24 protein-coding genes and 1 riboswitch are annotated in these 24315 nt (G+C 64.2%); of the genes, 11 read left to right on the top strand and 13 right to left on the bottom strand.

The features are described 5' to 3' along the window. Positions 1 to 5: 5 nt before the first annotated feature. From NK214_RS13795 to waaC, 3 genes are all read right to left on the bottom strand, one after another. Positions 6 to 608, bottom strand: a complete 603-nt coding sequence (locus NK214_RS13795; RefSeq protein ID WP_107801360.1) for a CBS domain-containing protein — start codon at positions 606 to 608, stop codon at positions 6 to 8. A 257-nt stretch (positions 609 to 865) separates the two neighbouring features. Then, positions 866 to 2140, bottom strand: coding sequence for a lipid IV(A) 3-deoxy-D-manno-octulosonic acid transferase (gene waaA, locus NK214_RS13790; RefSeq protein ID WP_253314772.1), 1275 nt, complete (start codon positions 2138 to 2140; stop codon positions 866 to 868). Then, a complete protein-coding gene (waaC, locus tag NK214_RS13785) occupies positions 2137 to 3096 on the bottom strand; it encodes a lipopolysaccharide heptosyltransferase I (RefSeq protein ID WP_253314771.1) in 960 nt (319 codons plus the stop codon). Before waaC ends, waaA begins: the two co-directional genes overlap by 4 nt. 529 nt (positions 3097 to 3625) lie before the next feature. On the opposite strand from waaC, the gene NK214_RS13780 reads away from it, so the two are divergent. The 4 genes from NK214_RS13780 (at position 3626) to NK214_RS13765 (ending at position 6400) form a co-directional block, all read left to right on the top strand. Next, entirely contained in the window at positions 3626 to 4363 is a 738-nt protein-coding gene (locus NK214_RS13780; protein WP_253314770.1) for a glycosyltransferase, read from the top strand. An 84-nt stretch (positions 4364 to 4447) separates the two neighbouring features. Further along, positions 4448 to 4879 (top strand): GNAT family N-acetyltransferase, encoded by a 432-nt coding sequence (locus tag NK214_RS13775; RefSeq protein WP_253314769.1) that lies wholly within the window; start codon positions 4448 to 4450, stop codon positions 4877 to 4879. Between the two features lie 25 nt (positions 4880 to 4904). Next, positions 4905 to 5897 (top strand): S66 peptidase family protein, encoded by a 993-nt coding sequence (locus NK214_RS13770; RefSeq protein WP_253314768.1) that lies wholly within the window; start codon positions 4905 to 4907, stop codon positions 5895 to 5897. Further along, on the top strand, positions 5894 to 6400 hold the full coding sequence (locus NK214_RS13765; protein ID WP_107802081.1) for a GNAT family N-acetyltransferase: 507 nt from the start codon (positions 5894 to 5896) through the stop codon (positions 6398 to 6400). The genes NK214_RS13770 and NK214_RS13765 overlap by 4 nt, the downstream gene beginning before the upstream one ends. Positions 6401 to 6544: 144 nt before the next feature. Here NK214_RS13765 and NK214_RS13760 read toward each other — a convergent pair whose 3' ends face one another. The 4 genes from NK214_RS13760 to NK214_RS13745 form a co-directional block, all read right to left on the bottom strand. Further along, positions 6545 to 7864 carry a hemolysin family protein gene (locus NK214_RS13760; protein ID WP_107801355.1) on the bottom strand — a complete coding sequence of 440 codons (1320 nt, stop codon included), beginning with the start codon at positions 7862 to 7864 and terminating at the stop codon, positions 6545 to 6547. Positions 7865 to 8006: 142 nt separating this feature from the next. After that, positions 8007 to 8729 (bottom strand): uracil-DNA glycosylase, encoded by a 723-nt coding sequence (locus tag NK214_RS13755; RefSeq protein ID WP_227105924.1) that lies wholly within the window; start codon positions 8727 to 8729, stop codon positions 8007 to 8009. 116 nt (positions 8730 to 8845) lie between these two features. Beyond that, entirely contained in the window at positions 8846 to 9169 is a 324-nt protein-coding gene (locus NK214_RS13750) for a rhodanese-like domain-containing protein (protein WP_253314767.1), read from the bottom strand. After that, on the bottom strand, positions 9169 to 9828 hold the full coding sequence (locus NK214_RS13745; protein WP_107801352.1) for a protein-L-isoaspartate O-methyltransferase: 660 nt from the start codon (positions 9826 to 9828) through the stop codon (positions 9169 to 9171). Before NK214_RS13745 ends, NK214_RS13750 begins: the two co-directional genes overlap by 1 nt. 93 nt (positions 9829 to 9921) lie before the next feature. Then, positions 9922 to 10072: riboswitch (TPP riboswitch) on the top strand. A 118-nt stretch (positions 10073 to 10190) separates the two neighbouring features. Here NK214_RS13745 and thiC point away from each other — a divergent pair. Together thiC and NK214_RS13735 are read left to right on the top strand one after the other, a co-directional pair. Continuing rightward, positions 10191 to 12071: a phosphomethylpyrimidine synthase ThiC gene (gene thiC / locus NK214_RS13740; protein WP_253314802.1), complete on the top strand. Its 1881-nt coding sequence runs from the start codon at positions 10191 to 10193 to the stop codon at positions 12069 to 12071. A gap of 115 nt (positions 12072 to 12186) precedes the next feature. Next, a complete protein-coding gene (locus NK214_RS13735) occupies positions 12187 to 12420 on the top strand; it encodes a DUF2789 domain-containing protein (protein WP_107801350.1) in 234 nt (77 codons plus the stop codon). Here NK214_RS13735 and NK214_RS13730 read toward each other — a convergent pair. Continuing rightward, the gene (locus NK214_RS13730) at positions 12417 to 13328 is read right to left on the bottom strand and encodes a 5'-methylthioadenosine/S-adenosylhomocysteine nucleosidase (protein ID WP_253314766.1); all 912 of its coding nucleotides are present in this window, start codon (positions 13326 to 13328) and stop codon (positions 12417 to 12419) included. The genes NK214_RS13735 and NK214_RS13730 overlap by 4 nt on opposite strands. Before the next feature lie 172 nt (positions 13329 to 13500). On the opposite strand from NK214_RS13730, the gene NK214_RS13725 reads away from it, so the two are divergent. Then, positions 13501 to 14265, top strand: a complete 765-nt coding sequence (locus NK214_RS13725) for an SDR family oxidoreductase (RefSeq protein ID WP_253314765.1) — start codon at positions 13501 to 13503, stop codon at positions 14263 to 14265. On the opposite strand, the gene NK214_RS13720 is transcribed toward NK214_RS13725, so the two are convergent. Then, a complete protein-coding gene (locus NK214_RS13720) occupies positions 14266 to 14835 on the bottom strand; it encodes a PTS sugar transporter subunit IIA (RefSeq protein ID WP_107801347.1) in 570 nt (189 codons plus the stop codon). A gap of 110 nt (positions 14836 to 14945) precedes the next feature. Further along, positions 14946 to 15275 (bottom strand): hypothetical protein, encoded by a 330-nt coding sequence (locus tag NK214_RS13715; RefSeq protein WP_227105915.1) that lies wholly within the window; start codon positions 15273 to 15275, stop codon positions 14946 to 14948. Positions 15276 to 15434: 159 nt separating this feature from the next. Between NK214_RS13715 and NK214_RS13710 the strand changes: the two genes are divergently transcribed. Continuing rightward, on the top strand, positions 15435 to 15893 hold the full coding sequence (locus tag NK214_RS13710; RefSeq protein WP_253314764.1) for a GNAT family N-acetyltransferase: 459 nt from the start codon (positions 15435 to 15437) through the stop codon (positions 15891 to 15893). A 37-nt stretch (positions 15894 to 15930) separates the two neighbouring features. Here NK214_RS13710 and NK214_RS13705 read toward each other — a convergent pair whose 3' ends face one another. From NK214_RS13705 to pyk, 3 genes are all read right to left on the bottom strand, one after another. Further along, positions 15931 to 17142, bottom strand: a complete 1212-nt coding sequence (locus tag NK214_RS13705; RefSeq protein ID WP_227105911.1) for a winged helix-turn-helix domain-containing protein — start codon at positions 17140 to 17142, stop codon at positions 15931 to 15933. 73 nt (positions 17143 to 17215) lie between these two features. Beyond that, positions 17216 to 17992 carry an ABC transporter substrate-binding protein gene (locus NK214_RS13700; protein WP_107801342.1) on the bottom strand — a complete coding sequence of 259 codons (777 nt, stop codon included), beginning with the start codon at positions 17990 to 17992 and terminating at the stop codon, positions 17216 to 17218. 113 nt (positions 17993 to 18105) lie between these two features. Further along, positions 18106 to 19512 (bottom strand): pyruvate kinase, encoded by a 1407-nt coding sequence (gene pyk, locus NK214_RS13695; protein WP_253314763.1) that lies wholly within the window; start codon positions 19510 to 19512, stop codon positions 18106 to 18108. A gap of 729 nt (positions 19513 to 20241) precedes the next feature. On the opposite strand from pyk, the gene glpK reads away from it, so the two are divergent. The 3 genes from glpK (at position 20242) to glpT (ending at position 24006) form a co-directional block, all read left to right on the top strand. Beyond that, positions 20242 to 21747, top strand: a complete 1506-nt coding sequence (gene glpK / locus NK214_RS13690) for a glycerol kinase GlpK (RefSeq protein WP_107801340.1) — start codon at positions 20242 to 20244, stop codon at positions 21745 to 21747. 86 nt (positions 21748 to 21833) lie between these two features. Then, complete coding sequence (locus tag NK214_RS13685; RefSeq protein ID WP_107801339.1) at positions 21834 to 22535, top strand: MIP/aquaporin family protein; 702 nt, start codon at positions 21834 to 21836, stop codon at positions 22533 to 22535. A 124-nt stretch (positions 22536 to 22659) separates the two neighbouring features. Then, entirely contained in the window at positions 22660 to 24006 is a 1347-nt protein-coding gene (gene glpT, locus NK214_RS13680) for a glycerol-3-phosphate transporter (RefSeq protein WP_227105909.1), read from the top strand. The last annotated feature ends 309 nt before the right edge of the window (positions 24007 to 24315 follow it).

Below are 24315 nucleotides of genomic sequence, written 5' to 3'. Positions count from 1 at the left end.
GCCCCTCATATCGCGTGCAGCAAGGAATATTGAATTTCCGACAGGGCCTGCGGCACGCGGATGAAGGAAAGCGGCATGCCCAGCAGCCTGGCCATGTGGGAGGTGGAGAACAGGCCGCACAATTCATGATGGCCGCTGCCGGGGTTGAACTCCGCCACCAGCGCGTGCTGGCGTCCCATCTGCTTCATCGTCGCCACCATATGGCCCACGCTGGCGTGTTCGATATCGCCCAGGTTCAAGGCTTCCAGCTGCTTGCGCGGCGTCATCACATCGCCCACGCCGATGTCCGCATAGTGCTTGCCGTGTTCCTTCATGCACTGGATGGGCCGCTCGCCCAGCAGATCGGTGGCGGTGATCAGGCCGGCGAACTGTCCGTCGCCATCGTGGACGAACAGCAGCCGGATGCCGTGGCTGATCATTCGGTCGTGCGCTTCGCGCAAGCTGGCGTTCTGATGAATGCCCACCGGATTGATCAGCCGCAAATCGGTCATCACGTCCAGAGCCGGGCTGTTCAGGGTGATAGGCGGGTGCGGGCGCTGATCCAGGCGCACCAGGTCGGTGGTGGACGGCAGGCTCATCGTGGGCAACACGCTGTAGTTGGCTAACATGGTAGCTCCTTGTCTTCTTAGACAGCGGAGTCGATGCGGCGGCGCTTTGCACCCGTCATATTCGATCTGTCCGCTCGGAAGTTCTCCGACGGCGTGGACCGGCCTGGGGCATGACTGGATTTTGCACGTCCTTCCCGGGCCGGCGGCCTCGGGAGAACCGCGTCGGCGACGCGGCTCTTGTTTGAAGAGTAGAAGAAGGCGCGGCGCAGATCAGCCGGCGAATGATTAATTTTTTCGCAAACGCGGCCGCGGGTCCGTCATTCGTCCCGTTCGGCCCTCAGCTTGCGGCGAAACAGGGCGCTCATGCGCTGGCTGGCGCCGCGATGGGCGCCGCTGAAGGCCAGCGCCGACTCGCGCATCGCCTGACGGCGGCGCTCATCGCCCAGCAGTTCCACGACGGCGCCGATCAAGTCCGCCGCATTGGCCACCTGGCGCGCCGCGCCGGCGGCCAGCGCCAGCGCCGCCGCCTGCTTGAAATTGAAGATGGAGGGACCGAACAGCACCGGCACGCCCACGCTGGCCGGTTCGATCAGATTATGACAGCCCAAGGGCAGCAGGCTGCCGCCGACGAAGGCCAGGTCGCCGCAGGCGAAATAGGCGAAGGCTTCGCCCATGCTGTCGCCCAGCCAAACCTGGGTGGCGGCGTCCACCGGCGCGCCGTCGCTGCGGCGCTGCACTTTCATGCCGCGGCTCTCGGCCAGCGCGGCCGCTTCGCCGAACCGTTCCGGATGACGCGGCACCAACACCAGCAGCGCGTCGCCCAGCGCTTGGGCCGCGGCCCGCCAGGCATCCAGAATCAAAGCCTCTTCGCCGTCGCGGGTGCTGGCGCAGACCAGGACCCGGCGTCGGCCTATCCTGGACTTGAATGCTTCCGCCAGCGCCAGCTGCGCCGGAGGCGGCTGAATGTCGTACTTGGTGTTGCCGCAGATTTCGACGGCTTTCGCGCCCAATTGACGCAAACGTTCGCCATCTTCCGGCGTTTGCGCGGCAACGGCCCTCAAAGCCGCCACCGCCGGCGAAATCAGACCGCTGATTTTCAGATAGCCGTTCAGCGATTTTTCAGACAAGCGCGCATTGGCCAGGAACAAGGGCACCTGCTGCTCGGCCGCGGCGTGAATCAGATTGGGCCACAGCTCGGTTTCCATCAACACGCCCAGGCGCGGCCGGTAGGCGGCGAGAAAAGCTTGCGCGGCTTGCGGATAATCGTAAGGCAGATAACGCACTTCTGCGTCGGGATACAGCTGCAAGGCGGTGGCCCGCCCGGTGGGCGTCATCTGCGTCATCAGCAGCGGCGCGTCCGGCCAGGCTTCGCGCAGCGCCGCCACCAAGGGCTGAGCGGCGCGGGTTTCACCCACCGACACCGCGTGGATCCAGATCGCGCCCTCTGCGCGCGGCTGCAATTGACTGCCGAAACGCTCGTCCCAGTGTTCCAGATAAGCCGGCGCCTTGCGCGCCCGCTTCTTCAGATAGTGCCGCACCAGCGGCGTAGCCAGCAGCCAGGCCCAGGAATACAGTCTGCGTTGCCAGTTCATGTCCAGTCCTTGCGCGCGAACAAGGCTTGCAGCGCCTCGTCCACCGACGGGCACAGCCCTATGCCGCCCAAATTGGTGGCCCACGGCGTTTCCACCACGCCGGTGGCGGCCGGATCGGTATCGGTGTAAATCGCCGCCAAGGGCACGTTCAAGGCATTGGCCAGATGAGTCAGCCCAGTGTCCACGCCCACCACCGCGTTGGCGTGGCCCAGCAGGCCGGCGGCCTCGATCAGGCCCATCTTGGGCGCCACCACCGCGGCCGGCATCCGCGCGGCCAGCCTTTCGGCGCGCTCGCGTTCGCGTTCATTGCCCCAGGGCAGCACCATCACCAGATCATGCTGCATGGACAGGCGTTTGCCCAGTTCCACCCAATGGCCTTCCGGCCACTCCTTGGACGCCTTGCTGGTGGCGTGCAGCAATACCGCGTAGCGGCCGGACAGCACCCAGGCGGGCCGTTCGCCGGCCGGCACCCCGAAACGGGGCTCGCCCTGCGGCTGATAACCGAACACCCGCGCGAACAAGAGCCGGTTGCGTTCTATCGCCGACAAGCTCCAGTCCACCTTGTGGCGCTTATCGTAAAAACAGCTGGCCAGAGACTCGCGCGCGCTGCCCCAGTCGTAACCGGTCAGCGGCGCCTTGGCCCAGCGGGCCGGCAAGGCGCTTTTCAACAGGCCCTGGCTGTCCACCACCAATTCCCAGCGCGTGTCGCGCAGTTCTTTGCGCAAAGCCCGGATCTCGCGCCAGGTGGAGGGCAGCCACCAGCGTTTGCGCCAGCGCCGCCCATTCAAGGAGATCACCCTGTCCACCGCCGGATGCAAACGGGCAATGTCGGCGAAAGCCTCTTCGGCCAGCCAACTGATGCGGAAATTCGGGTAATGCGCTTTCAACTCGGAAATGGCGGGCCAGGTGTGGATAAGGTCGCCCATCGACGAGGTGCGCACAATCAGCACATTCATCATGGCGCGCATTGTACCCGAGCATGGCTGTGGTTAACCAAGTAAAATCCCTGCAGTTCAATTGTGGATAAAGCGCTGTGGACAACTGAGCGCGAATTTATCCACAATTTGCAATGCCGCAGCGCACCTAAACTATCCAAAGCCCATCAACAGGACAAGTAACTGAACCCTTTGAAGTTTTTGTCGCTTATCCACAGCAATGGCCGACTATATCAGTTTCATCAATATAAAATTGCGTTAAAGAGTTATCGGTGGCTGTAGCAGCTAGGCAGGCAAATTCACGCCATGCACAAGCAGGTGGGAACAAAGGGGATCGGAGCTGTGGACAAGCAGGGACTTCACGGTTCTCTCAGATTTATCCACAAGCCTTCCGTCTGCAAAACGCAGGGTGAACAACAAGATTCCAGCTTGTCCAACATGATGAAAACAATGGAAAAAACATGGTTATCCACAGAAACGGGACGCCTTCTACCAGTTTCTTCAAATTACATATGGGAAAACATATAACAAGATGCGTGCGCGAATTAGCGTGGTGCTAATCACCAAGAATGCGGAAACCTCGCTGGAAAAATGCCTGGACAGCGTGGGCTTCGCCGATGAAATCGTGCTTGTGGATTCAGGCAGCACCGACAGGACATTGGCGATAGCTTCCGCCTATAAGGCAAAAGTTATCCACCAAGACTGGCTGGGATTCGGTCCTCAGAAACAATTGGCGGTAAGGGCGGCCAGCCACGACTGGGTGCTGTGCCTGGATGCCGACGAGTGGTTGTCGGAAAATTTAGTCAATGAAATCAAAGAACTGCTGGATAATCCACAGGCCACGGCCTTCCAGTTCCCGCGTTGCAACCGTTTCATGGGTCGTTTTCTGAAACACGGAGAAGGCTATCCGGACTGGTCTTTGCGCTTGTTCCATCGCGCTCACGCGCGTTGGTCCGACGATCTGGTTCACGAGTATGTGATCGCCGACGGCCCTGTGCATAAGCTGCGTCACGAGCTGATGCACGAATCCGGCGAAGACATCGCGCTGTATCTGAGCAAGCAGAACCGCTATACCAGCTTGCAGGCGGAACAACTGTTGCAAAGGGGAAAACGTGTGGGTATCGCCAAACTTATCCTCAGCCCGCTGCTGCGCTTCGTGAAGTTCTATTTTTTTCGCCGCGGTTTTCTCGACGGCGTCCCCGGTTTGGTCCACATCAGCATCGGTTGCTTCAACAGCTACATCAAATACGCCAAATTGATCGAACTGCGACGGCTGAAGAACAAATAACCGGCTTGCCGGCTATCCCTCCTTATGCCGACAATGTCATTTCCTTGAGCAACTAGGCGAAGACAGATGGTGGAGATCAGGACAATGCGGGCAGCGGACGCCGCCGCCGCGGCGCGGCTATGCCTGGATCTGGGCTATGAAGCGACGGAAGCGGACATCAGCGAGCGTTTCGCCAGGTTGACGACACTGCCGGACAACCAGGTTTGGGTGGCCGAAAGAGACGGCGTCGTGCTTGCTTGGGCGCATTGCCGCGGCGTGCACCTGCTGCAAGCGCCGTCGGCGATAGAGATTGTCGGCATCGTGGTCAGCCCGGCTTGTCAGGGCCAGGGTTTGGGACGGCGTTTGCTCAGCGCTTGCGAAGCCTGGGCGCGGCAACTCGGTTATCGGCACATCCGGCTGCGCTCCAGCGTTCATCGCGTCGAAGCCCATGCCTTCTATCGTCATCTTGGTTATCGGCAACTGAAGACCAGCCACAGCTTTGCGCGGGATTTGAGCGAGGAAGCCGTCCTGCCTTGATGTTTATCCACAGGAGCAATCGCCGATGACGGCTTTTCCCGCGCCCTTGAAACCAGGCGACCGCATCGCCGTCACCGCTTTTTCCTCCGGCGTGCCTCCGGTCTTGCACGGACAACTGGATCGCGCGCTGCAATGTCTGCGCGATCAGGGCTGGCAAGTGGTGGAGGGGGCTTGCCTGCGCGGCGAATCCCAGGACGCCAGCGCGCCGGCCGCCCAACGTCTGGCGGAGCTCAACCATTTTCTTTTCGATCCGGAGATTCGCGCCATCCTGCCGCCCTGGGGCGGCGAAAGGGCGATGGAATTGCTGGCCGGCATCGATTTCGCCGCCTTGGCGCGTTTGCCGCCCAAATGGCTGGCCGGGTTTTCCGATATTTCCACCGTGCTGACGCCGCTGACCCTGTTGGCGGGGTGGGCGACCTTGCACGGGCCGAACCTCTTCGATCTGGGCAATCCGCAGCGGATGGAAGAGAATTCGGCGCTGCTGCACGCCTTGCGCCACGGTTTGCCGCCTCAGCAAGGCCATTACAAGGCGTTTTGGCGCTGGGACGCTCCGGGAGAGTCTTATCCGTCCACGCTGCGCGTGTTGGGCGCGCAAAGGGCCCGCATGGCCGGCCGGCTGATAGGCGGCTGCTTGGATACGCTGAGCCGGCTGCAGGGCAGCCCTTATTTCGATTTGCGCGCGTTCAAACGGGAACCCACGCTGCTTTACCTGGAAAACTGCGAGCTGAGGCCTTGCGAGTTGCTGCGCGCGCTGCTGGGCCTGCGCCTGTCCGGCGCGCTGGACGGCTTGAGCGGGCTGGTGTTGGGCCGCAGCAGCGGGCCGGACGCCGCGGACGCGAACGCCTTGAGCTACAGCCAGGCCGTGGAAACGGCTTTGGACGGACTGCCGTATCCGGTGGCGGTGGACGCCGATATCGGCCATGTGCCGCCGCAATGGACATTGATGAACGGCGCCTGGGCCGAACTGGAAGTGGACGCGGGCCAGGCTACGCTGCGTTTTGCGAAAGGATGCGCATGAGTTGGCAATATCGTTTGGCCGGGGCGGGGGATGTGGACGCGTTGCGGACGCTGATCACGGAGCACGGACCCAATCCGTGGAACTGGCTGCCGGCGGACGGGGTGGAGCGGAGTTTGCGCCAGGTGGCTGCCGGCGAAGCCTGGGCGGCCTTGTTCGAGCGAGACGGCCTGCTGGGGGCCGCCATCCTGTATCGGCTGCACGATGCTTTTCCCCAACACCGGCCGGCCGAGGTGGCGGCGGACGCCGCCGGCTACATCATGGAGGCGGTGGTGCGGCGCGATCAGGCCGGACAGGGCCTGGGCAGCTTGTTGTTGCGGCAGGCTTGCGAGGATCTGGCCGCGCGCGGCGCGCGCTGGGTGACGGCGGACCGCCACGAGGAAAACGCCGCGTCCGGCGGCATGATGCGCAAGGCGGGTTTCGTTGAACTGGCCAGCTTCGACGATTGGGAACGCCGCGCCGGCGGCAGCCGTCGCAGCACGGTGTGCGGGCGCTTGCTGGGCTGAACGCTTGGTCTGCGGCGCTGCGGCGGGACTTTAAGCAGGAGGCGTTGAAAACCGCTTAAGAATGCTCGCCTACCCCCTGTGCATTCCGCTGTCTCAGCGCTTTTCGTCTTGTCTCGCTCCGGCTCGCGAGATTGTAAACAGGTTCTAAATGCCGTCGTCGGCCGGCAGCGCCGCCGGCGGCGTCGGCAGTCGGGTGAGCAGAATCTTGTCTACCCGGGTCTTGTCCATGTCCACCACTTCGAAGCCGAAGCCGTTCCAGTCGAAACGGTCGGTGACGCTGGGCACCCGGCCCAGCTGGAACATCACCATGCCGCCCAGGGTGTGGATATTGCCGCCGGCTTCGCCCGGCAGCGCCTCGTCTATGTCGAAAAACTCCTTGAAGCGGTCCAGCGACAGCATGCCGTCTATCAGCCAGCTGCCGTCCTCGCGCTGGGCGATGTCGTCGTTTTCGGCGCTGATGGCGGGCATGTCGCCGACGATGGCTTCCAGCACGTCGTTCATCGTCACCAGGCCTTCCAGCTCGCCGTACTCGTCCACCACCAGCGCCATGTGATGGCGGGTCTGCTTGAACTGCTCCAGCAGCTGCATCAAGGTGATCTTGGCGGGCACGTAGAGCGGCTGGGACAGTTCGGCGGCGACGTCGGCTTGTTGGCCGGCCAGCATGCGGTCCAGCACGCGTTTGGCGTGCAGCACGCCGACGATCTGCTCGATGCTGCCGCGGCAGACCGGGAAATGGTTGAAATGGTGGTTTTGCAGCAGGCGGTGGTTCAGTTCGGGCGCGTCGTCCAGATCCAGCGCCACGATGTCCTTGCGCGGCGTCATCGCCGCGGCCACCTTGCGGTTGTCCAGCCGGAAGATATTGGTCACCAGCTCCTGTTCGGCGCGGTCGAACACCCCCTCGTCCGCGCCTTGTTCCATCAGCACCCGGATTTCCTCCTCGGTGATGGACGGATCGCTGCTCTTCTTGGCGCCCAAGAGCCGCAACAGGCCGTCGGTGCAGCGGCTCAGGGCCTGGACCAGCGGCGCGCTGAGCCGCGACAGCAGCAGCATAGGCCGCGCCAGCGCGGTGGCCACCGCCTCAGGGTTGAGCAGCGCCAGCCGCTTGGGCACCAGCTCGCCGAAGATCAGCGACAGCAAGGTGATGATGAACACCATCAGCGCCACCGACAGCGGCTTGCTGTAGGGCTCCAGCAAGGGATAGTCCTGCATCGCCCGGCGCAGTTGTTCTGACAGCGCGGCCTCGCCGTAAACGCCGGACAGGATGCTGATCGAGGTGATGCCTATCTGCACCGTGGACAGGAAGCGGCTGGGGTCGTTGGCCAGTTTCAGCGCGGCTTGCGCGCCGCGTTGGCCGTCGTCCGCGCGTTGCAGCAGGCGGACTTTGCGGGAAGAGACGATGGCGATTTCCGCCATGGCGAACAGGCCATTGAGCAGAATCAGGAACAGCAGAACGAGAATTTCCACGGCGAGGACTGGGGCTGAGGAGAGGGAGCCCTAGCTTAGGCCATGACGGCGCGCTGGAAAAGAGTCTAAGAGCCAGTTCAAAGTCTGGCGAGCAAGAGCGAGACAAGAAGGGCGGGCAGGGGAGGCCTGCCCGCCATCCTGCTCAGAACAGGCTGTTCTGCGGCGCCGGCGCGCCCCACTGGACGGCGCCGCGGCCGCGCGACAGCAGCCAGGCGTTGACTTGTGAAAAATGGCGGCAGCCGTGGAAGCCGCGGCTGGCGGACAGCGGCGAGGGATGGGCGGCGTCCAGCACCAGGTGGCGGCTGGCGTCGATGCGTTCGGCCTTGGTCTTGGCCCAATTGCCCCACAGCAGAAACACGCAGCCGGCGCTTTGCGCGTTGACGGCGTCGATCAGCGCGTCGCTGACCATTTGCCAGCCCAGCTTGGCGTGGCTGCCGGCCTTGTCCCGCTCCACGGTGAACACGCTGTTGAGCAGCAGCACGCCTTGTTGCGCCCAGTGGGTCAGGTCGCCGCTATTGGGCACGCCGCAGCCCAGATCCGCGGCCAGCTCCTTGTACAGATTGCGCAGGCTGGGCGGCACCCGCACGCCGGGCGGCACGGAAAACGACAAGCCCATCGCCTCGCCGTCGCCGTGGTAGGGGTCTTGCCCCAGGATCACCACGCGCACATCGGCCGGCGCGGTGAAGGTCAGCGCGTTGAAAGTCAGCGGCGCGGGGGGAAAGAGGATTTTGCCCTGCGCTTGCTGAGTTTGCAGTTCCCGGTCTATGCCGGCCAATTGCTGTTGAATGACCGGCGTTGACAGCACTTTCTCCCAGTCGGGATGAACGCGGGCCAGGGCGGGAGACAGGTAAGACAATGCTTGCATGGAAAATTACGGCTCTTGCTATCGTGTGGGGGATTGGAATCCGGCAGACCGGTTTCGTTCCATGAAAAAGCCGTTCCCACGGGAACGGCTGGCGACGACGGCGCGCGGCGGCTAAGTCAGTAGCGCGCCATTTGCGGGTCCACTTCCGCGGCCCAGGCTTCCACGCCGCCGGCCAGGCTCAGCACCTGTTCGAAGCCGGCGTCCAGCAGGAAACGCGCCACGTGCGCGCTGCGCACGCCGTGGTGGCAGATCACCACGATGGGCGCGTCCGGCAGCTCGCTCATGCGCAGCGGAATCAGATTCATCGGGATGTGCCGCGAGCCGGGAATCATGCACAGCTGCACTTCCCACGCTTCGCGCACGTCCAGCAGCACCGGCGGCTCCGCGGTGGTGTCGACCAGCGCCGCCGCCAGATCGCGGGCGCGGATTTCCTGAACCATCAAAACGCGAAGCGTTCCGGCTCTACCGCTTCCGCCTTGGCCAGGCGGGCGATACAGGTTTCGAACAGGCCGGTTTCGCTGAAGCTGGCTTCGGTTTCGCGCTTGATCAGCTTGCAGGTCATCACCGGCAGATCGCCCGCCACCATGATCAGACGGCCGCCCACGGCCAGCTGGTCTTTCAGTTCCTGCGGCACCACCGGCAGCGAGCCGCCGACCACGATCACGTCGAAGGGCGCTTGTTGCGGCAGGCCCAGCACGCCGTCGCCTTCCACCAGGGTCACGTTGGCGATGCCGGCCTGTTTCAGGTTGGCGGCCGCGGCTTCGCGCTGGGCGGGGTCGATTTCCACGCTGTAGACATGTTGGCCCTGCTTGGCCAGCAGCGCGGTCAGATAGCCGCTGCCGGTGCCGATTTCCAGGATCTTGTCCTTGGCTTGGATGGCGGCGTCCTGAACCAGGCGCGCTTCCATTTTGGGCTGCAGCATGAAGCTGCCGTTGGGCAGCGGCAGTTCGGTGTCGACAAAGGCCAGGCTGCGTTTGTCGGCGGCGACGAACTGCTCGCGTTTCACGTGAAACAGCAGGTCCAGCACGTTCGTGTCAAGTACGTCCCACGGACGAATCTGCTGCTCGACCATGTTGAAACGGGCATTCTCAAAATCCATCAGCTCACTCCGGAGGGGCTTGCCGCCGAGTGAAAAAAGCGGCGGCGTGTCATGACGATAACTTGCGATTATCCCACATTTGCCGTACCTTCACAGCATCGCTAGGGGTCCTGCGCGACGGTCGGCAAGATGATCCATATCCTTGAAAGGATAGGATAATCGTTAAAGATTGTTGCGCGGGTGAGAAACACCCTTGGAACCTGACCCGGATAATACCGGCGTAGGGAAGCGTCAGCTGCCTTCGGCCCGGCATTGTCTTGTCGGACCGGCCCGCAGCCCGCCAAAGCGGCGGTCCGCTCCTTGCGCCATTCATCGACAAGGAGAATCGCCCGATGAACGCGCCCGCAACACCCAATCAAGCCATGGTGGTGGACACCGCCGCCATCCAGCCCTTGCCCAATTCCCGCAAGATCCACGTCGCCGGCAGCCGGCCGGACATCCGCGTGCCCATGCGCGAGATCAGCCAAAGCGACACGCCCACCCAGTTCGGCGGCGAGGCCAACCCGCCCATCACCGTTTACGACACCAGCGGCCCGTATACCGATCCGGACGCCCGCATCGACATCCAGAGCGGCCTGCCGCCGCTGCGCGCCGGCTGGATCGCCGAGCGCGGCGACTGTGAGCAGCTGGCCGGCCTGTCCAGCGAATACGGCCGCGCCCGCGAGGCCGACCCCAAGCTGGCCGAGCTGCGTTTCAACCTGACGCGCCAGCCGCGGCGGGCGCTGCCGGGCCGCAATGTCAGCCAGATGCATTACGCGCGCCGCGGCGTCGTCACGCCGGAAATGGAGTTCGTCGCCATCCGCGAGAACCTGCGTCGCCGCGAATACCTGGACGCGCTGCGCGAAGCCGGCGGCAAGAACAGCCGGCTGGCGGAACTGATGACGCGCCAGCATCCCGGCCAGACTTACGGCGCGGCGCTGCCGGAGGAGATCACGCCGGAATTCGTGCGCGCCGAGATCGCCGCCGGCCGCGCCATCCTGCCGGCCAACATCAATCACCCCGAATCCGAGCCCATGATCATAGGCCGCAATTTCCTGGTAAAAATCAACGGCAATATCGGCAATAGCGCGGTAACGTCTTCGATCAGCGAAGAAGTCGACAAGATGACTTGGGGCATACGCTGGGGCGCGGACACCATCATGGACTTGTCCACCGGCAAGAACATCCATGAAACCCGCGAATGGATCATCCGCAATTCGCCGGTGCCCATCGGCACCGTGCCCATTTACCAGGCGCTGGAAAAAGTGGGCGGCAAGGCCGAGGACCTGAACTGGGAAATCTTCCGAGATACGCTGATTGAACAGGCCGAGCAGGGCGTCGATTACTTCACCATCCACGCCGGCGTATTGCTGCGCTATGTGCCGATGACCGCCGGCCGCATGACCGGCATCGTGTCGCGCGGCGGCTCCATCATGGCCAAATGGTGTCTGGCCCATCACCGCGAAAACTTCCTCTACACCCATTTCGAGGACATCTGCGAAATCATGAAGGCCTACGACGTGGCCTTCAGCCTGGGCGACGGCCTGCGGCCGGGCAGCGTCTGGGACGCCAACGACGAGGCGCAGCTGTCGGAATTGAAGACTCTGGGCGAGCTGACCGCCATCGCCTGGAAACACGATGTGCAGGTGATGATAGAGGGCCCCGGCCACGTGCCCATGCAGCTGATCAAGGAGAATATGGACAAGGAACTGGAGTGGTGTCACGAGGCGCCGTTCTACACCCTGGGGCCGCTGACCACCGACATCGCGCCCGGCTACGACCACATCACCTCGGCGATAGGCGCGGCGCAGATAGGCTGGTACGGCACCGCCATGCTGTGCTATGTCACCCAGAAGGAACACCTGGGCCTGCCGGACAAGAACGACGTCAAGGAAGGCATCATCACCTACAAGCTGGCCGCGCACGCGGCCGACCTGGCCAAGGGCCACCCCGGCGCGCAGATCCGCGACAACGCGCTGTCCAAGGCGCGTTTCGAGTTCCGCTGGGAAGACCAGTTCAACCTGGGCCTGGATCCGGACAAGGCGCGCGCCTTCCACGACGAGACCTTGCCCAAGGACAGCGCCAAGGTCGCGCATTTCTGCAGCATGTGCGGTCCGCATTTCTGCAGCATGAAGATCACCCAGGACGTGCGCGAATACGCGGCCAAGCAGGGCATCAGCGATCAGGACGCGCTGGCGCGGGGGATGGAGGTCAAGTCGGTGGAGTTTCTGAAGGGCGGCTCCAAGCTTTACGACAAGGTGTGAGCCCGGAGTCAGGAGAAAACGGCGGCCGCGGCCGCCGTTTTTCATGGCGCAAGGGCCGGCGGCGGCGGCGGCGATTCGGGTCTATCATCAGACATCCCCCCATAGGAGAAGCGTCATGGACACCAGCGAACATTCCCTGTCCGGGCTGTTCCGCCAGTTGGGCCTGGCGGACGAGCCCGCCGCCATCCGCGCCTTCATCGCCAGCCATCCCTTGCCGCGGAACGCGGTGCTGGCCGACGCGCCGTTCTGGACGCCGGCGCAGGCGGATTTTCTGCGTCAGGCCTTGGCCGAGGACGCGGACTGGAGCGAGGAGGTGGATGAGCTGGCGGTGTTGTTGCAGCTGGGCTAGGGTTTCAACGCGCGCAGCAGCCCCCGCACCGTATTGGCGGCATTGTCGGCGGCGATCTGCATGAAGGTGTCCATTTCATTGGCGTGTTCGCTGCCGCCGGCCAGATCGGACAGGCTGCGGAAGGCGATGAAGGGCACGCGGTTGGCGTGCGCCACCTGGGCCACCGCCGCGGTTTCCATATCCACCACCTGGGCCTGATAAGTCTTGGCCAGGTAATCGCGGTAGCCGGCGTTGTCCATGAAGATGGGGCCGGACAGGCCGTTGCCGCCGGCGACGATGCGCGGCGGCGCGGACAGGCAGCGCTGGGCGGCGTCGCAGCCGCGCAGGGTGTCCGCCGGCAAGTTCTTGGCCAGCCGCAGCAGTTCCGGGTCCACCTCGAACCAGAAGCGGGTTTCGCTGCCGCCGTCGGCGGTGGCCAGCTTGACGTCGCGCGGGTGGATCATGCCGTAGTGGGCGCGCGCGGCCGGGTCCGCGTACGGCGGCGGCGCGTAGCGGCCGGGCGCGGTTTCTCGCGCGTAGATGGCTTCGGCGTAATTGCCCCAGCGCCGCGGCACCGCCACGTCGCCGATGCGCAAGCGGTCGTCCACGCCGCCGGCGATGCCGCTGAACACGATGCGGCTCACATTGAAGCGGTCCAGCGCCAGCTGGGCGTTCATCGCCGCATTGCTCATGCTGACCCCGCTCATGAACAGCAGCACCGGCCGGCCTTCCAGTTGCGCGGTGGTGAAACGCACGCCGTTGACGCGGTATTCGCGTTTATCGACGGCCTGGTTCAGCAGCAGGGTTTCCTCCGGACCGAAAGCCGAAACCACGGCGGTGCGCGGCGCCGCGTCCAGAACGGGGGCGGCGTGGACGGCGGCGCTCAGCGCCAGCAGCGCGCCAACTAACTGAACCTTGAATGATTTCATGACGAAAATCCGGATGGAAATGGAATCGCGCCATGATAAACGGTTTTCGCGTCGAAACCGCGCATCAAGTCAGCAAGAATCGGAATGCCAAACGGGTTGATCGGCCTGAAACTGAAGCTGTCGCCGCGCCGAATACCGGCGCGGGTCTCATTCACTTTCAGGAGGAAACTCAATGGGCGCATTGATCAATAAAACCGCCATCGTCACCGGCGCCAGTTCCGGCATCGGCATGGCGGCGGCCAGGCTGTTCGCGAGCGAAGGCGCGCGCGTGGTGCTGGTGGCGCGGCGCGCGGCCAAGCTGGATCGGCTGGTGTCGGAAATCGTGGCAGGCGGCGGTCAGGCGGCGGCTCTGGCCGGCGATCTGACCTCGGAGGATTGCGCGCGGGAGGCGGTGGAGCTGGCGCTGGATAGATTCGGCGGCCTGGACGTCGCCTTCAACAACGCCGGCAGCCTGGGCGCGTTGGGCAGCCTGGACCAGGTGTCGCTGGACGGCTGGCGCGAGACGCTGGACAGCAATCTGAGCAGCGCCTTTCTGTGCGCCAAGCACCAACTGCCGGCCTTGTTGCGCAGCGGCGGCGGATCGATGATCTTCACCTCGTCCTTTGTCGGCCACGCCATCGGCTTTCCCGGCATGGCCGCTTACGCGGCCAGCAAGGCGGGGCTGGTGGGGCTGGCGCGCACGCTGGCGGCGGAATACGGCGCACGGGGCCTGCGCGTCAACGCCTTGTTGCCGGGCGGCACAGACACCGAGATGGGCCGCGCCGCGGCGGCGACGCCGGAGCAGCGCGAGGCGGTGGCCGGCCTGCACGCGCTCAAGCGCATGGCCGCGCCGGAGGAGATCGCGCGGGCGGCCTTGTTCCTGGCGTCGGACGCGTCCAGCTTCGTCACCGGGACCACCTTGTTCGTCGACGGCGGCGTGTCCATCGGCAAGCTGTGATCAGAAGCGGGCCACCATCTTGCGCTTCACCGTGTAATCCGGCCGCAGGCTGGCTTCGCTGTCCATGAAGTAACGGTTGCTGTCCAGCAGGAAGTGCGGGTCGTTCAGTTCTTCCGGATCGGCCCAGTCGCACAGCAGGTGATAGAGCGCCTGCGCGCTGTGGCAGCGTTCCAGCGCCTGACGGAACGGCCGTTCCGCGAACATGCGCGCGCAGCTGGCCAAAATATGCAGATGGGCCTCGCGGCTTTGCCGCGGCAGGAGCAGCACCAGCGCGGTATGCACCGCTTGTTGGTCCGGGGCGTCGAAGGCGATGGGGGTTTGCAGCCGCAGCAGCAGCGCGCGGGCTTCCGTCAGGCCCTCGATGCGGGCATGCGGCAGCGCGAGGCCGTGGCCGAGCGCGGTGCTGCCGGCCTGTTCGCGCTCATGCAGCGCGGCGGCCAGCGTTGGGCGGTGCAGGGCGTGGCGCTGGGCCAGCTGGGAGGCGGCGTGTTCCAGCAGCGCAGCCTTGTCGGCCAGGGTTTGATTGAGCAGGATGTCTTGCGGGCCGCAGAGGTCGGGCAGGGTCAGCATGGCGGATTTCTCCTTTGGCTAGGGGTGCGACCTCATCCTAGTCAGCAGGGGCTAAAGATCCGCTAAAGAAAACGCGCGGCGGCATAAAAATGCCGCCAACGCGGCCGGGCTTATTTTTGCTCGGATTGCGGCTGCTCGGCCTTTTTCTCCTGGGCCTGCAGCGCGCCCTTCACGGCGGAAGCCTGTTCTTTCAGCTTGTTCACCTGCTCTTTCAGTTCCGGGCTCAGCGCGGCGGCCGCGGCGCCTGCCTGTTTGGCGACGCCGATGGCGGCGCTGGCCTGTTCCTTGAGCTGGCCCAGCGGCGCGCTGCTGTCCTGCAGCGTGTTGTGCACCGTGCCGATGGCGCTGGAGGCGGATTCTTGCAATTGGTTGGTTTGCTTCTCGCTGCAAGCGGCCAGAGCCAGGGCGGAAGCGGCGGCGATCAAAAGCGTGGCGCGCATGTAAACGTCCTCGTTGGGGAAAATGCTGTATTGAGCGCCGGCGAAGGCCGAAGTTCCGGGGTGGCTCCTGGCTGCAAGGCCAAGTGGTTCTTATGACTCCGTCTTGCTTGGGCCACAATGCGCGCATTGGGCGCGTTTGCGCCGCCACTGGAGATCGGCATGAGCGATACGCTTTTCATCCGCCCGTTGCGGGCCGAAGACTACGAGGCCTGGTTGCCGCTATGGCGCGGCTATCAGCGTTTTTACCAAGTGACGATGGACGAGGCCACGGTCATGGGAACCTGGCGGCGCTATCTGCTGCCGGATCACGCGATGCGCGGCTGGCTGGCCTGGGACGGCGAGCGGGCGGTGGGGCTGGTGCACATCGTATTGCACCCCAGCAGCTGGACCTTGGGCGATTACTGCTATTTGCAGGATTTGTTCGTGGCCGAGGATTGCCGCGGCCTGGGCGCCGGGCGGCAACTGATCGAATGGGTGTACCGGTGGGCACGCGAGCGCGAGTGTTCGCGGGTGTATTGGCTGACCCATGAGACCAACGCCACCGCGCGGCGGCTTTACGATCAATTGGCGGAGAACCTGGGTTATATCCAGTACCGCAAGCAATTGACGCCTCTTTAAGGAGCGCCTCCGTTCAGGCGTTCAGGCGTTCAGGCGTTCAGGCGTTCAGAGCGGCCGCCAGCGTCCCCGGCGCGCGTTCCACATGCAGCCGCGGCGCGCCGTGCCAGTCGGCCAGCTTTTGCAGCGCGGTCTTGAGATCGGCGCTCAGCCGCGCGCTGTGGCGAACGCCGGGCTCCAGGTAGAGCGCCTTGACCTCGAACACGCCTTGGGCGCGATGGGCCTTGGCGTCCAGCCGGCCCACCAGCTTGCCGCGGTTGAGTATGGGCAGCACGAAATAGCCGTACTGGCGTTTGGGCGCCGGGGTATAGCATTCGATGCGGTAGTCGAAGTCGAACAGTTCCGACGCGCGCTTGCGGTCCCAGACCAGCGGGTCGAACGGGGACAGGATGGCGGTGGCGGTGGCCTTGAGCTCGCCGGAGACGGCTTGGGGCAGGCGTTCCGCCAGATCGGCGTCGACGAAGACGTCGTGCTGCCAGCCGTCGATGCGGGCCGGGATCAGTTCGCCGGCATCGGCCATCTGGTGCAGCATGGCGTCGTAGCGGCCGCGCTTGAGCCGGTAGTAATCGGCCACCCAGCCGGCCTTGACCACGCCCAGCGCGCGGCAGCTGTTGCGCAGCATCCGCCATTGCGCCTGTTCTTCGGTGGGCAGGTCGCGCGCGTCGTCCCAGCCGGGCTTCACCCGTTCCGCCAGATCGTAGACGCGCTGGAAATTGCGTCTTTCCCTGACCATCAGCCGGCCCAGCGTGAACAACACTTCCAGATGTCGTTTCTCCGGCTTCCAGTCCCACCAGCCGTTGCCCTTGCCGTCCTTGCGTTCGAAGTCCGCCGAACGCGCCGGGCCGTTGACGCGGATGCCGTCTATCAGCGCGTCGATGTCGGCGCGGTGCTGCTCCAGCCAGCGCAGCGAGAATTTCCAGCCCATCGCCTCGGGTTTGAGCATGCGATGGCGCAGCAGGCCGTAGTCCTCGGCGGGAACGAAACAGGCTTCGTGCGCCCAGTATTCGAACAGCCGGCCTTCGGCCAGCAATTGGTCCAGCCAGGCCGGATCGTAGGATCCCAGCCGGCTGTGCAGCACCAGATAGGGGCTGCGCGCCACCACGTGTATGGTGTCGATCTGCAATAAGGCCATGCGGCGGATGGCGGCCAGCACGTCGGCCTTGCCGGCTTTGCGGCGCGGCGGGCTCAGCAGGCCTTGGGCGGCCAGTTGCAGATGGCGGGCTTGCTGCGGCGACAGGTGCAAAATGGACATGGCATGGTCATCGGTAGGACAAGTAGATGACTATAGCAAAAACCGTTTTGCTCAGGGGGACGCTAAGTCCGGCCTAGGGTTTGGAGGGGGGGCGACCGGAGAAGAACTGCTTCACCAATTGTTGATAACTGCCGTCCTGGCGCATTTTCTCCAGCGCCTGGTTGAAGCGCTGCAACAGCGGCAGCTGCGGCGAGGTTTTGTTGATGGCCAGATAAGTGGCTTTGCTGGCCAGGATGGCCGGCGCCACCGCGAGATTGGCGTAGGCGCCGTTTTGCATTCTGGCGTCCATCGCTTCCTGTATCGCCAGCACCGCGTCCAGATTGCCGCGCTGCAGGAGTTGCAGGTTCTGGCGGTCGGAGTCGCCGTCGTAGGCGCTGAAACGCTTGTCGGCGCGGGCGCGGTCGAATTCGTCGCCGTAGCTCCAGCCCGCCATCACGCCGACGCGCTTATTGTCCAGATCCGCCAGGCTGCGAAAATCGATGGGGCGTTGGCGGAGGTAGACCACCACAATGCGTTCCTGATACAGCGGCAGGCTGAAGTCGTAACGCTGTTCGCGGTTGACGGTTTTGTAGATGCCGGCCGCCGCCATGGCGCTGCGGTCCAGTTCGAAGATCGCGCGGCGCCACGTCAGGGCCCGAAACGCATGGGGAATGCCGGCTTTATCGCAGACGGCGCTGACCAGGCGCGGGTAGAGGCCGCCGACCCGTTCGTTCTCCTCGTACATGAAGGGCGGCGCGTTGGCGTCCACCGCCACGGTCAGGATGTCCGCGTCTTGCCCGCGGCAGGGCGCGGTCAGGCAGGCGCCGAGCAGCAGCAGGGTCAGGCCGAGGCGGCGGATGCTAGCGATCATCGAGAGGAATCCGGAACGTGCTGATCAGCTAAGCATAGCCGCTGCCGCGGCCGACGACGGGCAAACGAAAACGGAACCCTAAGGTTCCGTTTGCTGTGACGCTCAGCCGGCGTTCAAGGGTAGACGATGCGCAGCAAATTGGTGGTGCCCGGCGTGCCGAAGGGCACCCCGGCGATGATCACCATGGGCTTGCCTTGTTCCGCCAGGCCCAGCTTGGTGGCGGCGAAGGTGGTTTTCACCACCATGTCTTCCAGGTTTTCCGCGTCCGGGCCGTTATAGGCCACCACGCCCCAGACCAGGGTCAGCCGGCGCGCGGTGTTCAGCCGCGGCGAGATGCCGAGTATGGGGGTGTGCGGGCGCTCGCGCGCCAGCCGCAGGCAGGTGGAGCCGCTGGTGGTGAAGGCGGCGGACACGGTGACCGGCAGCAGCGAACCCACTTTGCGCACACAGGCGGCGATGGCGTCGGCGCGGTCCGGCGCGTCGGCGGCGCTGTAATCCAGCGCCATCACCCGGCGGTAGTCCGGCGCGCTTTCCACGCGGCGGATCACCCGGTCCATGATGCGCACCGCTTCCAGCGGGAACTGGCCGGCGGCGGTTTCCGCCGACAGCATCACCGCGTCGGCGCCTTCGTAAACCGCGGTGGCCACGTCGTTGGCCTCGGCGCGGGTGGGCGTGGGCGCGGTGATCATCGATTCCAGCATCTGGGTGGCGACGATGACCGGGCGGCCCAGATGACGGCACTGATGGACGATGCGGCGTTGCACCACCGGCACGTCTTCCGGCGGCAGCTCCACGCCCAGATCGCCGCGCGCCACCATCACCGCGTCGGCCAGTTCGGTGATGGCGTCCAGCTCGTCCACCGCCGACGGTTTTTCGATCTTGACCATGATGCCCAGCTTCTGTCCCACCAGTTCGCGCAGCTCGCGCACGTCGTTGGCGGTTTGCACGAAGGACAGCGCCAGCCAGTCCGCGCCTTCCTTCAGCGCGAATTCGGCGTCCAGCCGGTCTTTGTCGGTGATGGCGGAGAGCGGCAATATGGTTTGCGGCAGATTGAAGCCTTTGCGGCTGGACAATTCGCCGCCCACCTCCACCCGAGTGGCGATGCGGCGTTCTTCCACTTGTTCCACGTGAAACGCCAGCTTGCCGTCGTTGACCAGGATGCGATGGCCGGGCTTGAGCGCGGCGAAGGCTTCCGGATGCGGCAGGCTGGCGCGTTGCGCGTCGCCGTCCACCTCGTCCAGCACGAAGTCGAAGGCGTCGCCGGTGTTCACCATCGTCGGCACGGCGAACTGGCCGATGCGCAGCTTGGGTCCTTGCAGGTCCACCAGCACGCCCAGCGGGCGGCCGAGCGCGGCTTCGGCGGCGCGGATGGACGCCAGGCGCGCGCGATGATCGTCATGGCTGCCGTGGCTCATATTGAGGCGGAACACGTTCACGCCGGAGCGCGCCAGTTCCAGGATGATTTCGGGCGTGCTGGAAGCCGGGCCCAGCGTGGCTAGGATTTTGGTATTGCGAAGCATGACAGTCCTTTATGCCCGGTCCGGCCGCGAGGCGTTGCGCGGCCTGGCGTGGGCGGTGTTGTTTTGCCAATCACATCCGTGCGTCTTTCCATCTAGGCTGCGCCGCGTTTGATGGAACTGTCTGTCATGCTGCCACAGTCGGACTGTAGCGGCTTGACTACGTAAGGCCGGCGGCGTTTAAGGCCGGAAAACGCGCGGCCTGTGTGCGAATCCCGCCACTGGATCAGGGTGAATGTTCGTTTTTTGCGCGTTTTACCCTTTTCAGCGGCAAGCGAGAGAAGCCGCCGAAAAGCTGGCCCTAGGGGGATCTTGGGACCAGAACAGGGTTATTTTATCTCCAGATAAAGACAAAAACTTTGTTGCAACACAGAGTCAGTGGAGAATCATGGCGGCCAATGCGCTGCAACATAGGGCTTTTACTCGATAACTTGCTGAAACGGCACCCTTTGTAGTGGAGCGCTACAGGGAGCAAACCCTTGCTGTTATTGCTTTGCAGCATGAATTGGAGCGGCGCGGAAAGTCGCGATATTAAGATTTTTTTACGAAGAACGATTGACAAGCTTTGGCCGGGGCCTAGAATGGCTCGAAAATAAAACGAACGTCATAAGTACAAAAAGAAACATTATCAATAACTTGAGCGATGGAGCACGGTCCGCAACCGGCATCCGCCGCCGCATGCAACGAACGAACAGACACCAGGCCGCCCACCGGCTGAACAGGAGAAACCCTATGCAGGATCAATTCGTGTTGGCCTTGGATCAAGGCACCACCAGTTCTCGCGCCATTTTGTTTAATCGCAGCGGCGACATCGTGTCGCTGGCGCAAAAGGAATTCCGTCAGATCTACCCGCAGCCGGGCTGGGTGGAGCACGATCCGCAGGAAATCTGGGGCGGCCAGGTGGGCGTGGCGGCCGAGGCCGTGGCCAAGGCCGGCATCGACGGCCGCAGCATCGCCGCCATCGGCATCACCAATCAGCGTGAAACCACGATTGTATGGGACCGCGAAACCGGCCACCCGGTGTACAACGCCATCGTATGGCAGGACCGCCGCACCGCGGAATTCTGCGATGAGCTGAAGGGGCGCGGCCTGGGCGAGTTGATCCGCTCCAAGACCGGCCTGCTGGTGGACGCCTATTTCTCCGGCAGCAAGATCAAGTGGATTCTGGACAATGTGCCGGGCGCGCGCGAACGCGCCCGCGACGGCAAGCTGGCCTTCGGCACCGTGGACAGCTGGCTGATCTGGAATTTCACCCACGGCAAGGTGCACGTCACCGATGTGTCCAACGCCTCGCGCACCATGCTGTACAACATCCATACCCTGGAATGGGACGCCGAGCTGCTGGACATCATGGGCATTCCGGCCAGCATGCTGCCGGAGGTGAAAAGCTCCAGCGAAGTCTACGGCCACACCCACGCCGCCCATCTTGGCGTGGCCATCCCCATCGCCGGCGTGGCCGGCGACCAGCAGGCGGCCTTGTTCGGCCAGCAATGCACCCGCCCCGGCATGGTGAAGAACACCTACGGCACCGGCTGCTTCATGATGCTGAACACCGGCGACGCGCCGATCGAATCCAAGAACAATCTGCTGACCACCATCGCCTGGAAGGTGGACGGCAAGGTGCAGTACGCGCTGGAAGGCTCCATCTTCATCGGCGGCGCGGTGGTCAAGTGGCTGCGCGACGGCCTGGGCATCATCCGCCATTCCGCCGACGTGGGCCCGCTGGCCCAGGAAGTGGCCGACAGCGACGGCGTCTACCTGGTGCCGGCCTTCGCCGGCCTGGGCGCGCCGCATTGGAATCCGAACGCGCGCGGCACCATCGTCGGCGCCACCCTGGGCACCAAGGCCGCCCACATCGCCCGCGCGGCGCTGGACAGCATCGCCTATCAGACCATGGACGTGCTCAAGGCGATGGAGGCCGACGCCGGCTTCGACATCGCCGAATTGCGCGTGGACGGCGGCGCCACCGTCAACGAACTGCTGATGCAGTTCCAGTCCGACATCCTGAGCGTGGACGTGGTGCGCCCCAAGATCACCGAAACCACCGCGCTGGGCGCCGCCTATCTGGCCGGCCTCGCCGTCGGCTACTGGAAGAACGTCGACGACGTCCAGGGCCAATGGCAGCTGGACCACCGCTTCAAGCCGCGGCTGGAAGCCGCGCACGTGGCCGGCAAGGTCAAGGGCTGGCGGCGCGCGGTGAACGCCGCCAAGGTCTGGGCCGACGACGAACAGGCTTGATGAACGCGGCCTGTCTCGGACGCGACGACTGATAGGTTCCGCCGCCCGGGCGCGGCGGACGCACTCCTTATCCGGAAGAAACAATCATGAATCCTTTAATGGGCGAATTCATCGGCACCGCCTTGCTGGTGTTGCTGGGCAACGGCGTGGTGGCCAATGTGCTGTTGAAAAACACCAAGGGCCACAATAGCGGCCTCATCGTCATCGCCTTCGGCTGGGCGATGGCGGTCTTCGTCGGCGTGTTCAGCGTGGCGGCGATCAGCGGCGCCCACCTGAACCCGGCGGTGTCCGTGGCGTTGGCGGTGGCCGGCAAGTTTGCCTGGGCCAAGGTGCCCGGCTACGTGCTGGCGCAGATGCTGGGCGGCATGAGCGGCGCCGGCCTGATGTGGCTGATCTACCGCAAGCATTTTGACAGCACCGATTGCGCCGACACCAAGCTGGCCACCTTCTGCACCGGCCCGGCCATCCGCAGCCTGCCGGGCAATCTGGTGTCCGAAATCGTCGCCACCTTCGTGCTGGTGTTCGCCATCCTCAGCATGGTGGCGCCCAAGATGTCGCTGGGCGCCATCGACGCGCTGCCGGTGGCGCTGCTGGTGTTGGGCATCGGGGTGTCGCTGGGCGGCACCACCGGCTATGCGATGAGCCCGGCCCGCGATCTGGCGCCGCGCATCATGCACGCCATCCTGCCGATTCCCGGCAAGCGCGACAGCGACTGGGGCTATGCCTGGGTGCCGGTGGTCGGCTCCCTGATCGGCGGCGCGCTGGCGGCCTTGGCCTATACCCTGTGATGCCTGGCCGGTTCCTTGGAACCGGCCGCAGTTTTCGCGCGGCGGCGTTTTAGCCGCCGCGCTTGTAATCCGGAGCCGGCGCAGATCGGACCGTAGTTGCCACACTAAAAAATGAGGTGTTCCCATGATCAGCATGTTCCGTCCGGCGGCGCATCAGCCGCTATTGCCCTCCTCTGAGCAAGACAGCTTGTACCGGAGACTGCGCTGGCAGATCTTCCTCGGCATCTTCATCGGCTACGCCGGTTATTACCTGGTGCGCAAGAATTTCTCGCTAGCCATGCCCTACCTGGTGGAGCAAGGCTATTCGCGCGGCGACCTGGGCTTCGCCATGTCCGGCGTCGCCATCGCCTACGGCATTTCCAAATTCCTGATGGGCGCGGTGTCCGACCGCTCCAACCCCCGCGTCTTCCTCAGCGTCGGCCTGATTTTGTCCGCCGCCATCTTCCTACTGATGGGCTTCGCCCCCTGGGCCACGTCCAGCGTGGGCATCATGTTCGTGCTGCTCTTCCTCAACGGCTGGTTCCAGGGCATGGGTTGGCCGGCCAGCGGCCGCACCATGGTGCACTGGTGGTCGCAGAAGGAGCGCGGCGGCATCGTGTCGATCTGGAACTGCGCGCATAACGTGGGCGGCGGCCTGATCGGCCCGCTGTTCATCTTGGGCATGGGCTGGTTCAACGACTGGCGCGCCGCCTTCTACGTGCCGGCCGCCGCCGCCATCGGCGTGGCCATCTTCGCCTATCTGACCATGCGCGACACCCCGCAGTCTTGCGGCCTGCCGCCGGTGGAAGCCTATAAGAACGACTACCCGGAAGACTACGACGCCAGCCACGAGCAAGAGCTGAGCGCGCGCGACATCTTCAAGAAATACATCCTGCCCAACAAATTGTTGTGGTACATCGCCTTCGCCAACGTGTTCATCTACCTGCTGCGCTACGGCGTGCTGGACTGGGCGCCCACCTATCTGAAAGAGGTCAAGCACTTCTCGGTGGACAAATCGTCGTGGGCCTACTTCTTGTACGAATGGGCCGGCATTCCCGGCACCCTGCTGTGCGGCTGGATGTCCGACAAGCTGTTCAAAGGCAACCGCGGCGCCACCGGCATGCTGTTCATGGCCCTGGTGACCGTGGCCACCGTGGTGTACTGGCTGAACCCGGCCGGCAATCCCACCGTGGACATGCTGGCGCTGATCGCCATCGGCTTCCTGATTTACGGCCCGGTGATGCTGGTGGGCCTGCACGCGCTGGAGTTGGCGCCGAAGAAAGCCGCCGGCACCGCCGCCGGCTTCACCGGTCTGTTCGGCTATCTGGGCGGCTCGGTGGCCGCCAACGCGGTGGTCGGCTACACCGTCGACCACTTTGGCTGGGACGGCGGCTTCATGCTGATGGTGGGCTCTTGCGTCGCCGCCATCGTGCTGTTGGCTTTGACCACCTGGCATGGGCGCGATCAGGACGCCGCCTTGAACCGGGTGTAGATCCCGCAGGGCCCGGCGCTGCCGGGCGCTTTACGAGGCGGCGACTCAGGTTGCCGCCTGTTTTTTTGCGTATTTCCGCGTTTAGCCGGTTAAAAAGACAAAACCGCGTGCTAACAACGTATAAACGAAAGCAAAATGTTGTATTTTTGTTCGTTTATAATTATTCTGGGTAGGATGGCATTGCTGGGGCGCTGACGCGCGCCGGCGAGGGAATAACGGCGCTAAGAAGCTGTTCAAAGTCTCGCGAGCAAGAGCGAGACAAGGCCTTGCGGCTGAGAAAGCGGAATGCACACGTGGTACAAGCTGTAC

The organism is Chromobacterium sp. S0633 (genome assembly GCF_024158805.1).
Taxonomy (GTDB): Bacteria; Pseudomonadota; Gammaproteobacteria; order Burkholderiales; family Chromobacteriaceae; genus Chromobacterium.
This window is presented reverse-complemented; position numbering and strand designations above follow the sequence as displayed.

Excerpts from the sequence above, each read along its gene's own strand:
- NK214_RS13710 (WP_253314764.1), top strand. The coding sequence starts at position 15,435 with ATGAGCGATACGCTTTTCATCCGCCCGTTGCGGGCCGAAGACTACGAG.
- pyk (WP_253314763.1), bottom strand. The coding sequence starts at position 19,512 with ATGCTTCGCAATACCAAAATCCTAGCCACGCTGGGCCCGGCTTCCAGC.
- NK214_RS13715 (WP_227105915.1), bottom strand. The coding sequence starts at position 15,275 with ATGCGCGCCACGCTTTTGATCGCCGCCGCTTCCGCCCTGGCTCTGGCC.
- NK214_RS13755 (WP_227105924.1), bottom strand. The coding sequence starts at position 8,729 with ATGCAAGCATTGTCTTACCTGTCTCCCGCCCTGGCCCGCGTTCATCCC.
- NK214_RS13700 (WP_107801342.1), bottom strand. The coding sequence starts at position 17,992 with ATGATCGCTAGCATCCGCCGCCTCGGCCTGACCCTGCTGCTGCTCGGC.
- glpK (WP_107801340.1), top strand. The coding sequence starts at position 20,242 with ATGCAGGATCAATTCGTGTTGGCCTTGGATCAAGGCACCACCAGTTCT.
- NK214_RS13725 (WP_253314765.1), top strand. The coding sequence starts at position 13,501 with ATGGGCGCATTGATCAATAAAACCGCCATCGTCACCGGCGCCAGTTCC.
- waaA (WP_253314772.1), bottom strand. The coding sequence starts at position 2,140 with ATGAACTGGCAACGCAGACTGTATTCCTGGGCCTGGCTGCTGGCTACG.
- NK214_RS13770 (WP_253314768.1), top strand. The coding sequence starts at position 4,905 with ATGACGGCTTTTCCCGCGCCCTTGAAACCAGGCGACCGCATCGCCGTC.
- thiC (WP_253314802.1), top strand. The coding sequence starts at position 10,191 with ATGGTGGTGGACACCGCCGCCATCCAGCCCTTGCCCAATTCCCGCAAG.
- NK214_RS13705 (WP_227105911.1), bottom strand. The coding sequence starts at position 17,142 with ATGTCCATTTTGCACCTGTCGCCGCAGCAAGCCCGCCATCTGCAACTG.
- NK214_RS13775 (WP_253314769.1), top strand. The coding sequence starts at position 4,448 with ATGCGGGCAGCGGACGCCGCCGCCGCGGCGCGGCTATGCCTGGATCTG.
- waaC (WP_253314771.1), bottom strand. The coding sequence starts at position 3,096 with ATGAATGTGCTGATTGTGCGCACCTCGTCGATGGGCGACCTTATCCAC.
- NK214_RS13750 (WP_253314767.1), bottom strand. The coding sequence starts at position 9,169 with ATGGTTCAGGAAATCCGCGCCCGCGATCTGGCGGCGGCGCTGGTCGAC.
- NK214_RS13795 (WP_107801360.1), bottom strand. The coding sequence starts at position 608 with ATGTTAGCCAACTACAGCGTGTTGCCCACGATGAGCCTGCCGTCCACC.
- NK214_RS13730 (WP_253314766.1), bottom strand. The coding sequence starts at position 13,328 with ATGAAATCATTCAAGGTTCAGTTAGTTGGCGCGCTGCTGGCGCTGAGC.
- NK214_RS13765 (WP_107802081.1), top strand. The coding sequence starts at position 5,894 with ATGAGTTGGCAATATCGTTTGGCCGGGGCGGGGGATGTGGACGCGTTG.
- glpT (WP_227105909.1), top strand. The coding sequence starts at position 22,660 with ATGATCAGCATGTTCCGTCCGGCGGCGCATCAGCCGCTATTGCCCTCC.
- NK214_RS13735 (WP_107801350.1), top strand. The coding sequence starts at position 12,187 with ATGGACACCAGCGAACATTCCCTGTCCGGGCTGTTCCGCCAGTTGGGC.
- NK214_RS13685 (WP_107801339.1), top strand. The coding sequence starts at position 21,834 with ATGAATCCTTTAATGGGCGAATTCATCGGCACCGCCTTGCTGGTGTTG.
- NK214_RS13720 (WP_107801347.1), bottom strand. The coding sequence starts at position 14,835 with ATGCTGACCCTGCCCGACCTCTGCGGCCCGCAAGACATCCTGCTCAAT.
- NK214_RS13745 (WP_107801352.1), bottom strand. The coding sequence starts at position 9,828 with ATGGATTTTGAGAATGCCCGTTTCAACATGGTCGAGCAGCAGATTCGT.